Here is a 13,843-nt window from a genome sequence, read left to right on the forward strand (position 1 = left end):
ATGTGCGATCTTTGGTCGACCCGGTCGGGCGCCAAGGGTGGTGCTGGGTGCTGCCGTCCGCAGGAGGCGTGCGTGCGCAAACCTTCGGCGGTTGTCGGGTGACCCTAGCGAGAACTCCGGTCGCTGCACCCGTGCGCCGCGGAAATTAACAAAAGTGAGACCCATGTCCGAAAGAGCCCGTGCTACGACCCGTGAGGTCGTGGGCGCCGCGGTCGTCGACGACCTCGCCCGCCCGACCCGGTTGCTGGCTGCCCGCCGCACGGAGCCGCCGGCGCTCGCGGGCGGCTGGGAGTTCCCCGGGGGCAAGATCGACCCGGGCGAGACGCCCGAGGCGGCGCTGCACCGGGAGCTGCTCGAGGAGCTCGGCGTCGAGGTCGTCCTCGGTGAGCGCGTGCCGGGTCCACTCGCGCGGGGTCGGTGGCCGTTGGGGGAGTCCTGGGCGATGACCGTCTGGTTCGCGGTCGTGTCCCGGGGCGAGCCGGCCCCGATCGAGGACCACGACGAGCTGCGCTGGCTCGCTCCGGACGAGCTCGACGCGGTGCCCTGGCTGCCCGCCGACCTCCCGATCGTCCACGCCATCGCGCCCCACCTCCGCGCGCCCCTGAGGTGAGGTGTGCCGCGGGGGCGCCGCAGCGGCATACCTGGCGTGTGGTGGGTGGTGTGGTCGTGCTCACGCGCGCAGGTGCGCGTGGTCAGCGCGTGCTCAAAAGCCTGAGACAATGGTGCTCATGCCCATGAAGACCCGCGGTGACATCCGCAATGTCGCCATCGTTGCCCACGTCGACCACGGAAAGACCACGCTGGTCGACAAGATGCTCTGGGAGGCCGGCGCGTTCGGCGAGCACCAGCACGTCGACGAGCGGGCGATGGACTCCGGTGACCTCGAGCGCGAGAAGGGGATCACCATCCTCGCGAAGAACACCGCCATCCACTACGCCGGCAAGGCGGCCGCCGACGCGGGCCTGGCCGACGGCGCGACGATCAACATCATCGACACCCCTGGCCACGCCGACTTCGGTGGCGAGGTCGAGCGCGGCCTGTCGATGGTCGACGGTGTCGTCCTTCTCGTGGACGCCAGCGAGGGCCCGCTCCCGCAGACCCGCTTCGTGCTGCGCAAGGCGCTCGCGGCCAAGATGCCCGTCGTCCTCTGCATCAACAAGGTCGACCGTCCCGACTCGCGCATCGCCGAGGTCGTCGACGAGGTCTACGAGCTGTTCATGGACCTCGATGCCGACGAGCACCAGATCGAGTTCCCGATCGTCTACGCCTCGGCCAAGAACGGCTGCGCGTCGATGAACCGACCCGAGAACGGCGGCCTGCCCGACACCGACAACCTCGAGGCGCTGTTCGCCACGATCCTCGACACCATCCCGGCGCCGGTCTACGACGACGAGGCCCCGCTGCAGGCGCACGTCACGAACCTCGACGCGTCCAACTTCCTCGGCCGCCTCGCCCTGCTGCGCGTGCACAACGGCACGATCAAGAAGGGCCAGCAGGTCGCGTGGTGCAAGGTCGACGGCAGCGTCGAGCGGGTCAAGATCACCGAGCTGCTGATGACCGAGGCGCTGGAGCGCAAGCCGGCCGAGTCCGCCGGGCCCGGTGACATCATCGCGATCGCGGGCATCCCCGAGATCATGATCGGCGAGACCCTGGCCGATGCGGAGAACCCGATCCCGCTGCCCGTCATCACCGTCGACGAGCCGGCCATCTCGATGACCATCGGCACCAACACCAGCCCCATGGTGGGCCGGGTGCGCGGCTCGAAGGTCACCGCGCGGATGGTCAAGGACCGCCTCGACAAGGAGCTGGTCGGCAACGTCTCGCTGCGCGTCCTGGCCACCGAGCGCCCTGACGCGTGGGAGGTGCAGGGTCGCGGTGAGCTGGCCCTGGCGATCCTGGTCGAGCAGATGCGGCGTGAGGGTTACGAGCTGACCGTCGGCAAGCCGCAGGTCGTCACCCGCGAGATCGACGGCAAGACCCACGAGCCCGTCGAGCGCCTCACCATCGACACTCCCGAGGAGTTCCTCGGCGCGATCACCCAGATCCTCGCCGCCCGCAAGGGCCGCATGGAGCAGATGACCAACCACGGCACCGGCTGGATCCGGATGGAGTTCCTCGTGCCGTCCCGCGGGCTCATCGGCTTCCGCACGATGTTCCTCACCGAGACGCGCGGCACCGGTATCGCCCACCACGTCTTCGAGGACTACGAGCCGTGGTTCGGCACCATCACGACCCGCACCAGCGGCTCCCTCGTGTCCGACCGCACCGGGGTCGTGACCTCCTACGCGATGGTCAACCTCCAGGAGCGCGGCACCCTCTTCGTCGACCCGACGACCGAGGTCTACGAGGGCATGATCATCGGTGAGAACTCCCGCGCCGACGACATGGACGTCAACATCACCAAGGAGAAGAAGCTCACCAACGTGCGCGCCTCCTCCTCGGACAACTTCGAGAAGATCGTGCCGCCGCGCAAGCTGAGCCTCGAGCAGTCGCTGGAGTTCTGCCGCGAGGACGAGTGCGTCGAGGTCACGCCCGAGGCCGTTCGCATCCGCAAGGTCGAGCTCGACCAGACCGTCCGCGCCCGCACCGCCGCCCGGGCGCGCAACGCCTGAGCAGTGCGGTCCTCGATGCAGGCCCGCCGACCACGCAGGACCACGGTCCTCGCCGTGGGCGCAGCACTCGCTGCGCTCACGGCGTCGGCCTGCACGGGCAACGCCACCGACGACCCGAGCGACACCGGGCCGGCCGGCCAGCTGACCGTGCTGTCCCTGGGGCCGGTGGCGACGTGGGACCCGCAGCGGATCTCCAGCCCGCAGGACATCGCGTTCGCCGGCCGGGTCTTCACCCGCACCCTGACCGCCTTCCCGTCCGGTGCCGACGCCGCCCGGCAGCGGGCGGTCGAGGGCGACCTCGCGACCAACGCGGGAAGCGTCGACCCGAGCCTGAAGCGCTGGACCTTCCAGCTGCGCGACGGCGTGAAGTGGCAGGACGGGTCTCCGGTCACCTGTGCGGATGTCCGCTACGGCGTCTCCAGGTCGTTCGCCGAGCCGTTCGCCGCGGAGGGGCTCAACTTCCCGCTGGCCTACCTCGACATCCCGCGCAAGCCCGACGGCTCCTCGGTCTACGTCGGTCCCTTCGCCAAGGACACCGACGGGCAGGCGGCCTTCGACAAGGCGGTCCGGTGCGACGGCACCACGGTCACCTTCCTGCTCAGCACGCCGATGGCCGACTTCAACCAGGTCGTGGCGCTGCCGGTCTTCGCGCCCGTCAAGCAGGCCCAGGACCGGGCCGCCGACGGCACGTATGCCGTGTTCTCCAACGGCCCCTACCAGCTGAAGGGTGTGTGGAGCCCGAGCGCTGGGGGCACCTTCGAGCGAAACCCGCAGTGGGACAATGCAACCGACCCGATCCGCGAGGCGAAGCCGACCACTGTCGACTACGTCGAGGGCACCGAGTCGCAGACCGCCGTCCAGCAGGTGATCAACGACGCAGGGGTGCACCGGCGAGCGATCACCCTCGACTCCGCTCCGCCCGCCATGCAGCAGCACGTGCTGACCGACGCGGCGCTCAAGGCGCGCTCGGTGAACCCCTCCGCCCAGTTCGTCGACTACCTGGCGCCCAACGTGAGCAAGGGCGTCATGCGCAACCCGACGGTGCGCACCGCCCTCGCCCTCTCGACCAACCGCGAGGGCTACGTCAACGCCCTCGGTGGAGCCAGCGCGGCCTCGGAGGCGTACTCCCTCATCGGTCCGGCCCTGCCGGGGCACAGCGACGACGACCCGGTCGGCGCGGGACCGGCGGGTGACGCGGGGCGGGCGAAGGCGGCGCTCCAGGAGTCGGGGCTGACCCTGCCGGTGAAGATCCGGGTGGCCTACCGCTCCACGCCCACGGCCGACAAGGCAATGGCGGCGCTGGTCAACGGCTGGGAGTCGGCTGGTTTCAAGGTCAGCCTCCAGCCGCTCACCAAGGACTACTTCGCCGAGATCTCCAAGCCGGCCCAGGCGGCTCGCACCGACGTCTTCTGGGCCAACTGGGCGCCGGCATGGCCGTCCGCGTCCACCGTCCTCCCGCCGCTGTTCGACAGCCGCCTCAACCTCTCGTCGAGCGGCACCGGCCGTGACTTCGGCGGGTTCACCGATCCGGCGGTCAACGCCGAGATCACGAGGATCGGCACGGTGTCGGATCCTGCGGCGAGCGCCGAGGCCTGGAGCAACCTGGACGCGTCCCTCGCCGAGCGCGGTGTCTTCGTCGCCCTCGCGCAGCGCAAGGCGCTCTACGTCGCGGGCAGCGCCGTGACCGGACTGTCCGCGAACGAGGCGCTGGGCGGGTTCGTCGACCTCGCCGCCGTGGGTGTGGAATAGCCACGTGACCGCCGACCCCGCGAACCTGCTCTTCGTCCATGCCCACCCGGACGACGAGACGCTCACCGCCGGGCTCACCATGGCCCGCGCCGTGCGTGACGGCCACCGGGCGCACGTGCTCACCTGCACGTTGGGGGAGGAGGGCGAGGTCATCCCGCCGGCGCTGCAGCACCTCGACGCAGCCCACGACGACACCCTGGGGCCCTACCGCCTCGGCGAGCTGAGCGCCGCGATGGCCGTGCTCGGCGTGAGCCACGAGGTGCTGGGGGCGGCTGCGGACGGCAGCGCGCTCTCGCGCTACCGCGACTCGGGCATGGCGGGCACCCCCAGCGCAGCCCACCCCGATGCCTTCGTCAACGCCGACGTCTCCGAGGCAGCCGGGCTCGTCGCCGACGTCATCCGCCGGGTGCGCCCCGAGGTCGTGGTGACCTACGACGAGCACGGTGGCTACCTCCACCCCGACCACGTGCAGACCCACCGCGTCACCTGCGCAGCGGTCGCCTCGCTGCCCCCGGCCGACCGACCCCGCCTGTATGCCGTGCTGGTGCCGGAGTCCTGGGCCCGCGAGGACCGCGAGTGGCTGGCCGAGCACCCGGTGGAGGGGAGCGGCTGGGCGCTGCCCGACCCGGACGGCGCCTACCCGCCGTCCGTGGTGCCCGACCACCTCGTCACCCACGAGGTGGTCAGCCCAGAGCTCGTGCCGGTGCAGGCCGCAGCCCTGCGCGAGCACGCCACCCAGGTGACCGTGGCGCCGTCGGGCGACACCTACGCGCTCTCCAACGACGTCGCCGCGCGCATCCCGGGTCGGGAGGGCTTCGCGCTCCTCGACCCGGCCACCGGCGGCCTCGCAACCGTCGACGCGACGGCGAGCGGGCGCCATACCGACCTCCTGGAGCGTGACCGGTGAGCGCCGCCGACGCCGCCCGTCCTCTGGGACCGACCGCACCGGTGCCGGGCGCGGCCGACCCGGCCGTCGACGCCGACCGGTTCCGGCTGGCGCTGGGCCGGTTCGCCACGGGCGTCACCGTGCTCACGACCTTCAGCGACGGGCACGACCACGCGATGACCGCCAACGCCGTCACGTCGGTCTCGGTGGACCCGCTGCTCGTGCTGGTCTGCGTCGAGCTGGATGCCCGGTTCCACGACGCGATCACCGAGTCGGGAGTGTGGGGCATCAGCATCCTCGGCGCCGAGCAGCGCGCCGTGGCCCAGTGGTTGTCCACGCAGGGGCGGCCGCTGCACGGCCAGCTCGACCGCATCCCGCACCACCGCGGCACGGCCACCGGGGTGGCTCTGCTCGACGGCGCGCTCGCGACCCTCGAGCTGCGCACCACGGCCGTTCACCCGGCAGGTGACCACAGCATCGTGGTCGGCGAAGTAGTCTCACTGGCGAGCACCGAGCACCCAGCCGACGCGCTCGTCTACTACCGCAGCCGCTACCAGACCCTCAAGTGATGGGAGCCCGCCCGTGAAGGACAGCGGTTCCGCCGCCCTGCGCCTCGGGATCGCCGTCGCGGTGCTGCTCGCGGGCTACCTCGGGTTGGCGTGGTTCCTCGGACGCCACATCCCGTCCAACTCCACCGTCGCCGGTGTCCCGGTCGGTGGCATGTCCCCCCAGAGGGCGGAGGACACCCTGCGCCGGGCCCTCGCGTCGCGCGAGACCGCCAAGGTCACGCTGCAGGCCGGTGACAAGACCTTCCAGCTCGATCCCCGGGCGGCCGGGCTGTCGATCGACTACGCCGGCACCGTCGACGGCCTCTCGGGTTTCAGCCTCAATCCGGGCGACGTCTGGGACAACCTGTCCGGCGGCTCCGACGAGGAGCTCGAGACGACGGTCGACCGCGACAAGCTGGTGTCCGCGCTGAAGGGGGCTGGGGCGACCCTCGACACCGCCGTCGTCCAGGGCTCCGTGACCTTCCCGGGCGGCAAGGTGAAGGCAGTCAAGCCCGTCGAGGGCTCGACCATGTCGGTCGACGGGACCGCCGACGAGGTCGCGGCCCGCTGGCCGAGCACCACGCCGATCGCCCCGCGCGTCGACAAGGTGCCCCCGGCCGTGACGGCCCAGGAGGTCGACCGGGCGGTCGCCGAGTTCGCGACGCCGGCCGTCTCCAGCCCGGTGACGGTCAAGGTGGGCGCGAAGTCCTTCGCGGTCCAGCCGGCCTCGTTCGCGCCCGCGCTCTCGATGAAGGCGGACGGGTCCGGCAAGCTGGCACCGTCGGTCGACAACGCGAAGCTCGTTGCGGCAGTGCGGAAGTCGGCTTCGGCAGCTGGCCTCGAGGAGAAGCCGCGCGATGCCAAGATCACCTTCAAGGGCAACAAGCCGGTCGTGGTGCCCTCTGCCGCGGGCGCGACCCTCGACGAGAAGTCGGTGGTCGCGACGTTCGTCCCGGCCCTCACCTCGCCGGACCGCACCGCGACCGTCACGACCGCCGTGGTGCAACCCAAGCTCACGACGGCTGCCGCCGAGAAGATCAAGCCCCGCGAGGTGGTCTCGACCTTCACGACCTACTTCCCCTACAACCCGCCGCGCACCGAGAACATCACGATCGCCGCCCGCACCCTCAACGGCACCTACGTGGGACCGGGTGAGCAGTTCAGCCTCAACAAGGTCCTGGGTCAGCGGACCGCCGCCAAGGGCTACAACCCGGCCCCGGTCATCAACAACGGCCGACTGACGACCGACTATGGCGGCGGCATCTCGCAGCTCTCGACCACGACCTTCAACGCCGCGTTCTTCTCCGGCGTCAAGATCGACGAGTACCTCGCGCACAGCTTCTACATCTCGCGCTATCCCGAGGGCCGTGAGGCAACCATCTCCTGGCCCGACGTCGACCAGAAGTGGACCAACGACACCGGCTACGGGATCCTCATCCAGTCCTTCGTCTCCAACGGTTCCGTGACGGTCACCTTCCACGGCACCAAGGTGTGGGACATCGAGGCGGTAAAGGGGCCGCGGCGCAACATCGTCCAGCCGCGCACGATCGTCGACGACAAGCCCGGCTGCGTGACCCAGACGCCCAGCACCGGCTTCGACGTGACGGTCTCGCGGATCTTCAAGAAGGCCGGCAAGACGGTGCGCACGTCCACGTTCAGCACGCACTACATCCCCGAGGACAAGGTCACCTGCACGCACCCCGACGCGAACTGACGCCCTGCGACCCGGTCGTCGGGTTGTCGCGGAACCGGCGGGTGATCGCGTGCGGGAGCGCTGCTGTCGGGCTTCCGACGTCTGCGCGCTCGGGCCGGCGTCGCCCGTGAGGTCGCTGGTCAGGGAGTCGTGGACGAGCGAGCACCGTCGGCGATCCGCCAGTCGAGACCTCGCCGTGATGTCCGATATCACCTGATTTACCGTGCAACCGCCCGAGCGTCGATTTCACACCCCGAGAGCGGTTGGCTACTGTCCTGCGACGTCGATCCGAGGGTGCCCCCGCATCCCGGGCCGGTGTCCGGAGCCTCCTGCAGGGAGGTGGCCGTCGGAAGCGCGTCCAGCAGGACGCCACCGCCGTCTGGGTGACCAGCTCTGCCGCAGGTGCAGGTCTGGCACTCGTCGGTGCGCACGAAGCGCTGTTCCGCGCGAGCCATGCCCGAGCCACGGCCCTCACCCCTCAGGGCCCAAGGAGACCAATGCCCACCCCCCGCAGAACCGTCCTCAAGCGCCTCGGTGCCGCCGCCGTCGCCACGACCGGCGTCGCCGTCATCGGCGCACCGCACGCGTCGGCTGCGACCGCCTCCGCCGAGGACGACATCCTCCTCGACTCCTTCAGCGGCACCGACGACCAGAAGCTCACCGCTGCCCTCGACGTGGCCCGGAACTCGAGCCCGCGCCGCCCGATCCGGCTCTCTCCCCGCAGCCACAGCTTCAGCCAGACCCGGACGACGTTCTCCGGCCTGCGCATCCTCGGCCCCAACGTCGGCTGGCAGAACCCGGAGATCGCCAACACCTCCGGTGCCCTCCCGCAGTGCAACGTGACGCTGAACTGCGGCAGCGGCCCCAAGTCGTGGCTGGTCGGCACCGAGACGACCTACAACGTCATGGTCGCCGGCATCACGTTCAAGTCCTCGAACGCGGTGACGCAGTTCTACCACCACCCGTTCAGCGCCGGGACGTCCTACGCCACGACCCTGGACACCCTCAGCTTCTACGGCTTCAAGCACGTCCTGGGCACCCCGGCCGACCCGTTCTCGATGACGCTGGTCACCACCAAGGGCTCCTGGACCTGTGTCGCCGTGCAGGACACCCAGTTCTCGCTGCGTGGCTCGGACAACTTCCTCTGGGTCGCCGGCGACATGAACTACGGGTGGCAGGGCGCCAACGGCGGCCGCTACCTGATGCGTTTCTCGAACCTGTCGAAGACCGCGGTCCGGCACCTCTACCTGACGGCTCGCGGCGGCTCACGGGCGATCCTGGTCGAGGGCCCGGAGTCCCAGCAGGGTGGGCTCGACTTCTCGGACTGCGTGGTCGAGGGTCAGAACCTCAACGACCCGGCCATGGGCGCCCTCATCGTCGTCAACGGCGGCGGGGTGTCGTTCACGAACACCAAGCTGAACTTCGGCATGGCGCGCCCGACCGACTTCACCGACCAGAAGGACACCGGGCTGATCATGGTGCAGGGCGGGACCGCCCTGCTGACGAACACCTGGACCAACCGCGCCGCTGCCACGTCGGAGTCGGTGCCCGTGGTCGCCGTGTCGGGCGGCACGGCATACGTGAACCTCGTCATGGGCATGGGCGGCAACTGGAACGGCAAGCCGCGGGTGACGCGCACCGGTGGCACCCTGGTGCCGGACGCGTCCGTCACAGTCGCCTGACCCGCGCAGGGCTGGTGCCACCGCGACCGGTGCCTGGGACGGCGCAAGTCAGGTCGGCGCCAGCTCGCCCGGTGCACCGGATGGCGCCACCCCGGACGGCGCCAGCTCGAGTGGTGCACGAGAGTCCCCCTGGCCCCTGCGACTACCGCACGAGGTGGGCGTAGGGGTCCGGGCGCTCGGCCTCGCTGCGCAGGACGCAGAACTCGTTGCCCTCGGGGTCGGCCAGCGTCACCCAGCCGGTGCCCGGCCCGTGCTGGTCGCGCAGGTCGTGCACGAGGGTCGCGCCCGCCTCGAACAGCCGCTCGACCTCCTCGTTCATGGTGCGGTCCGTGGGCCAGAGGTCGAAGTGGATGCGGTTCTTCACCGTCCGGCCCTCCGGCACCTCGATGAACAGGATCCGCTGGCGGCCGTCGGGGGAGAAGATCATGCACTCCTCGTGGCCCGGGAGGTTGGGGTCGCGCGGGTCCTCGGAGAACCCGAGCACGCCGCACCACCAGACCGACTGGGCGTGCGCGTCTCGGGAGTCGATCGTGGTGTGCGAGATGCGTGACGTCATGACGCCACTCTGTCGGGCCCGCCCTCCCGGGTGCCAGCGGGTTTTCCCAGGGGTCCGCACCCCTCGAGACGAGCTCGCCCACCGGGTCGGCTGAGCGGCGCGCGACCGCCTCAGCCCTGGGTGAGGTACGCGTACGACGAGTGCACGTCGAAGCCGAGCCGCCGGTAGAGCCTGATCGCCGTCGTGTTGTCGTGCTCGACCTGCAGGTGGACCAGGCTGGTGCCTTCCTCGCGCAGGCGCGCTGCGAGGGCGGCGGTGAGGTGGGCGGCCAGACCGCGTCCTCGGTATGCCGGGTCGGTCCAGACCGCGCCGAGCCCGGCCCAGCCTGCGCCGATCCCCATGCGCGCCACCGCGATCGGCGTCGTTCCTGCAGCGTCGGAGGCTCGCAGCCCGAGCTGTTGTGACAGGCCGCCGCCGGGCGTGATGCTGGCGAACAGCACGCGAGGGCTGTCGCGCAGCACCGCCTCGGTGGCGCCCTCCACCGTGGCTCGGGTCTTGCGGTACGCCTCCAGCCACGGGGGCGTGAGCTCCGAGGTGATGACCACGGCCGGGCCGCCGGGATCGGCGGCCGCGATGGTGTCGCGGTCCGCCGTGAGGTTGAGGGTGCGGCTGCCGACGCTGTATCCCCGAGCCAGCAGCAGCGCGCCCAGCGGGTCGTCGCCCGGGTCGAAACCCTCGGGCCCGGCGAGGGCGAACTTGGCTGGGAGTCCGCGCGCGGCATACCAGTCCTCGACGTCGTCGACGGCGTCGGACAGGGGCCGGCCAGGGCTCCCGACGGGCACCACCGAGTTGCCGCGCTGGGTGTAACCCTGGGATGCACGCAGCGCCCAGTCGCCGAGGGTCGACCGCTCGACCGCACCCCACGCCGGTGTCATCACCCGCTGCAGGTCCTCGATCGACACCGCGAGGTGGGCGGCGCCGCGTCGCGTCGGCCTGGGCGGCACCTCCTTGGCGGCCTCGACCCTGGCCAGCTCGACCGTCACCAGACCCCGGGAGGTCTCGACCTGCAGGGTGTCGTCGTCGCGGGCGACCAGGGTGCCGACTGCGTCGGTGAGCGTGGCGCCGGTGGCGGGGTCGGGTGCCGGCAGCCGCCACCGGACCACAACTCGGGACCCGAGGGGGAGGTTGCTGACGTCGGCCGACATGAGCCGCATAGTATGTGCGCCATGACGTACGTGATCGCCCAGCCTTGTGTGGACCTCAAGGACAAGGCCTGCATCGAGGAATGTCCGGTCGACTGCATCTACGAAGGCGAGCGGTCCCTCTACATCCACCCTGACGAGTGCGTCGACTGTGGTGCGTGCGAGCCGGTCTGCCCCGTCGAGGCGATCTACTACGAGGACGACACCCCCGAGCAGTGGGCCGACTACTACAAGGCCAACGTCGAGTTCTTCGACGACCTCGGCAGCCCTGGTGGCGCCGCCAAGCTCGGGATGATCCCCAAGGACCACCCGCTGATCGCCGACCTGCCCCCGCAGTCGCACGACGAGTGATCGGCGTGGTGGCGTGAGCGTTCGCGCCCTGCCCGACTTCCCCTGGGACTCGCTCGCTCCGGCCAAGGAGCGGGCGAGTGCTGTTCCCGGTGGCATCGTCGACCTGTCGGTCGGCACTCCGGTCGACCCCACGCCCGCTGTCGTCCAAGAGGCGTTGCGGGCTGCCGCCGACGCCCCTGGCTACCCGTTGACCTACGGCACTGCGCCCCTGCGCGAGGCCGTGGCGGCGTGGTTCGCCCGGCGCCGCGGGGTGCCCGCGCTCGATCCGGACGGCGTGATGCCGACGATCGGGTCCAAGGAGCTGGTGGCGTGGCTGCCCACCCTGCTGGGTCTCGGAGCCGGAGACGTCGTCGGGTTCCCGGGCATCGCCTACCCGACCTACGACGTGGGCGCCCGCCTCGCCGGCGCCAGGCCGCAGGTCGTCGACGGCCTCGCGGCGCTCGGCCCGCTGACCGCGGCCACGACCCCGAAGCTGTTGTGGCTCAACAGTCCCAGCAACCCGACCGGTCGCGTCCTGGGTGTGGACCACCTCGCCAAGGTCGTCGCGTGGGCCCGCCAGCACGGCGTGGTCGTCGCCAGCGACGAGTGCTACGCCGAGCTCGACTGGCGGCCCGAGAGCGCGCGCGACGGGGGCTCGCCCACGACGCCGAGCATCCTGGACCCGCGGGTCTGCGGCGACAGCCACGAGGGTCTGCTGGCGGTCTACTCCACGAGCAAGCAGTCCAACCTCGCGGGCTACCGAGCCGCCTTCGTCGCGGGCGACGTGGCCCTGGTCCGCCGGCTCCTCGAGGTCCGCAAGCACGCCGGGATGATCGTGCCCTGGCCGGTCCAGCAGGCGCTGACCGCCGCCCTCGGCGACGACGTCCACGTGGCCGAGCAGAAGGCGAGGTATGCCGCGCGGCGGGCCACGCTGCGCGCAGCCGTCGAAGGCTTCGGGCTCCGCGTCGACCACTCCGACGCCGGTCTCTACCTCTGGGCGACCAGGGGGGAGGACGCATTGGCGACGGTCGATGCGTTGGCCGCCCGCGGCATACTCGTGGCGCCCGGCAGCTTCTACGGCGAAGCCGGCCGGCAGCACGTCCGCATCGCCCTCACCGCCACCGACGAGCGCATCGCCACGGCGGCCGAACGGCTGGCGGGCTGACCGCCTCGATTGTCTGAGCCCGCCACCCGTGGGGTAGCGTCGCAGTGCGCGGGAAGCGCCTGGGCAGCACACGGTTCTGGGCGCCCGCTTCACGTGGAGGACGGATCACACATGACTGACGCAACTGCTGGCGCCACCCTGACGGCGGGCGGGAAGACCCTCGACCTGCCCCTGGTGAAGGCCGCCGAGGGCAACAACGGATACGAGATCTCCAAGCTGCTCAAGGAGACCGGCAACGTCACGCTCGACAGCGGGTTCGTGAACACTGCGTCCTGCAGCAGCGCCATCACCTACATCGACGGTGACGAGGGCATCCTGCGCTACCGCGGCTACCCGATCGAGCAGCTCGCCGAGAAGTCGAGCTTCCTCGAGGTGTCCTACCTCCTCATCTACGGCGAGCTCCCGACCCAGGCGCAGCTCGACGACTTCGACCAGAAGATCCGGCGTCACACCCTGCTGCACGAGGACCTCAAGGCCTTCTTCGGCGGCTTCCCCCGTGACGCCCACCCGATGCCGGTGCTGTCATCTGCCGTGTCGGCGCTGTCGACCTTCTACCAGGACAGCCTCGACCCGTTCGACAAGGAGCAGGTCGAGATCTCGACGGTCCGCCTGCTGGCCAAGCTGCCGACCATCGCGGCGTACGCCTACAAGAAGTCGGTCGGCCAGCCGTTCCTCTACCCCGACAACTCGCTGTCGGTCCCGGAGAACTTCCTGCGCATGACGTTCGGGTTCCCCGCAGAGCCCTACGACATGGACCCCGACATGGTGAAGGCGCTCGACCTGCTCCTGATCCTGCACGCCGACCACGAGCAGAACTGCTCGACGTCGACGGTGCGTCTCGTCGGGTCGTCGAACGCCAACCTGTTCGCCTCGGTGTCGGCCGGCATCAACGCGCTGTTCGGTCCCCTCCACGGCGGTGCCAACCAGGCCGTCCTGGAGATGCTCCAGCAGATCCACGACAACGGTGGCGACGTCGACACCTTCGTCAAGAAGGTCAAGAACAAGGAGGACGGGGTCAAGCTGATGGGCTTCGGCCACCGGGTCTACAAGAACTACGACCCGCGGGCGGCGATCATCAAGAAGACCGCCGACACCATCCTGAACAAGGACGGCGTCTCCGACCCCCTGCTCGACATCGCGCTGCAGCTGGAGCAGCGGGCGCTGGAGGACGACTACTTCGTGGAGCGCAAGCTCTACCCGAACGTCGACTTCTACACCGGCCTGATCTACAAGTCGATGGGCTTCCCCGAGCGGATGTTCACCGTGCTCTTCGCGCTCGGCCGGCTGCCCGGCTGGATCGCCCAGTGGCGCGAGATGATCCAGGACCCGCAGACCAAGATCGGCCGCCCGCGCCAGATCTACACCGGGGCCACCGAGCGCGACTACGTGGCGATGTCCACTCGCTGACCCGCCCCCTGCACGAACCTTTGCTAGCAAAGGAAACCGGTTGGTGGACAGGTTGCAACCTGTCCACCAACCG

12 protein-coding genes are annotated in these 13,843 nt (G+C 70.4%); 10 read left to right on the forward strand and 2 right to left on the reverse strand.

The genetic code is table 11. The features are described 5' to 3' along the window. Positions 1 to 163 precede the first annotated feature (163 nt). The 7 genes from BLQ34_RS00415 to BLQ34_RS00445 all read left to right on the forward strand — a co-directional run bounded on the left by BLQ34_RS00415 (position 164) and on the right by BLQ34_RS00445 (position 9,170). Positions 164 to 610: a (deoxy)nucleoside triphosphate pyrophosphohydrolase gene (locus tag BLQ34_RS00415; RefSeq protein ID WP_091780032.1), complete on the forward strand. Its 447-nt coding sequence runs from the start codon at positions 164 to 166 to the stop codon at positions 608 to 610. A gap of 118 nt (positions 611 to 728) precedes the next feature. Further along, positions 729 to 2,612 carry a translational GTPase TypA gene (gene typA, locus BLQ34_RS00420; RefSeq protein ID WP_091788959.1) on the forward strand — a complete coding sequence of 628 codons (1,884 nt, stop codon included), beginning with the start codon at positions 729 to 731 and terminating at the stop codon, positions 2,610 to 2,612. Positions 2,613 to 2,666: 54 nt separating this feature from the next. Then, entirely contained in the window at positions 2,667 to 4,361 is a 1,695-nt protein-coding gene (locus BLQ34_RS00425; RefSeq protein ID WP_157692830.1) for an ABC transporter substrate-binding protein, read from the forward strand. Positions 4,362 to 4,365: 4 nt separating this feature from the next. Continuing rightward, a complete protein-coding gene (mshB, locus tag BLQ34_RS00430) occupies positions 4,366 to 5,268 on the forward strand; it encodes an N-acetyl-1-D-myo-inositol-2-amino-2-deoxy-alpha-D-glucopyranoside deacetylase (RefSeq protein ID WP_231961365.1) in 903 nt (300 codons plus the stop codon). Further along, entirely contained in the window at positions 5,265 to 5,816 is a 552-nt protein-coding gene (locus BLQ34_RS00435) for a flavin reductase family protein (RefSeq protein ID WP_231961366.1), read from the forward strand. Before mshB ends, BLQ34_RS00435 begins: the two co-directional genes overlap by 4 nt. Before the next feature lie 13 nt (positions 5,817 to 5,829). Then, positions 5,830 to 7,509, forward strand: coding sequence for a VanW family protein (locus BLQ34_RS00440; RefSeq protein ID WP_091780041.1), 1,680 nt, complete (start codon positions 5,830 to 5,832; stop codon positions 7,507 to 7,509). 476 nt (positions 7,510 to 7,985) lie between these two features. Further along, positions 7,986 to 9,170, forward strand: a complete 1,185-nt coding sequence (locus BLQ34_RS00445; protein ID WP_091780044.1) for a hypothetical protein — start codon at positions 7,986 to 7,988, stop codon at positions 9,168 to 9,170. A 142-nt stretch (positions 9,171 to 9,312) separates the two neighbouring features. Here the strand turns inward: BLQ34_RS00445 and BLQ34_RS00450 are convergent, their stop codons facing one another. Together BLQ34_RS00450 and BLQ34_RS00455 are read right to left on the reverse strand one after the other, a co-directional pair. Next, positions 9,313 to 9,726, reverse strand: a complete 414-nt coding sequence (locus tag BLQ34_RS00450; protein WP_091780046.1) for a VOC family protein — start codon at positions 9,724 to 9,726, stop codon at positions 9,313 to 9,315. A 110-nt stretch (positions 9,727 to 9,836) separates the two neighbouring features. Continuing rightward, a complete protein-coding gene (locus BLQ34_RS00455) occupies positions 9,837 to 10,871 on the reverse strand; it encodes a GNAT family N-acetyltransferase (RefSeq protein WP_157692831.1) in 1,035 nt (344 codons plus the stop codon). Positions 10,872 to 10,892: 21 nt separating this feature from the next. Between BLQ34_RS00455 and fdxA the strand changes: the two genes are divergently transcribed. The 3 genes from fdxA to BLQ34_RS00470 all read left to right on the forward strand — a co-directional run bounded on the left by fdxA (position 10,893) and on the right by BLQ34_RS00470 (position 13,770). Continuing rightward, the gene (gene fdxA, locus BLQ34_RS00460) at positions 10,893 to 11,219 is read left to right on the forward strand and encodes a ferredoxin (protein ID WP_091780052.1); all 327 of its coding nucleotides are present in this window, start codon (positions 10,893 to 10,895) and stop codon (positions 11,217 to 11,219) included. A 13-nt stretch (positions 11,220 to 11,232) separates the two neighbouring features. Then, positions 11,233 to 12,363: a succinyldiaminopimelate transaminase gene (dapC, locus tag BLQ34_RS00465; RefSeq protein WP_091780055.1), complete on the forward strand. Its 1,131-nt coding sequence runs from the start codon at positions 11,233 to 11,235 to the stop codon at positions 12,361 to 12,363. Positions 12,364 to 12,474: 111 nt separating this feature from the next. Continuing rightward, the gene (locus tag BLQ34_RS00470) at positions 12,475 to 13,770 is read left to right on the forward strand and encodes a citrate synthase (RefSeq protein WP_091780058.1); all 1,296 of its coding nucleotides are present in this window, start codon (positions 12,475 to 12,477) and stop codon (positions 13,768 to 13,770) included. The last annotated feature ends 73 nt before the right edge of the window (positions 13,771 to 13,843 follow it).

It is taken from the genome of Pedococcus dokdonensis (assembly GCF_900104525.1).
In the GTDB taxonomy this organism is placed as follows: Bacteria; Actinomycetota; Actinomycetes; order Actinomycetales; family Dermatophilaceae; genus Pedococcus; species Pedococcus dokdonensis.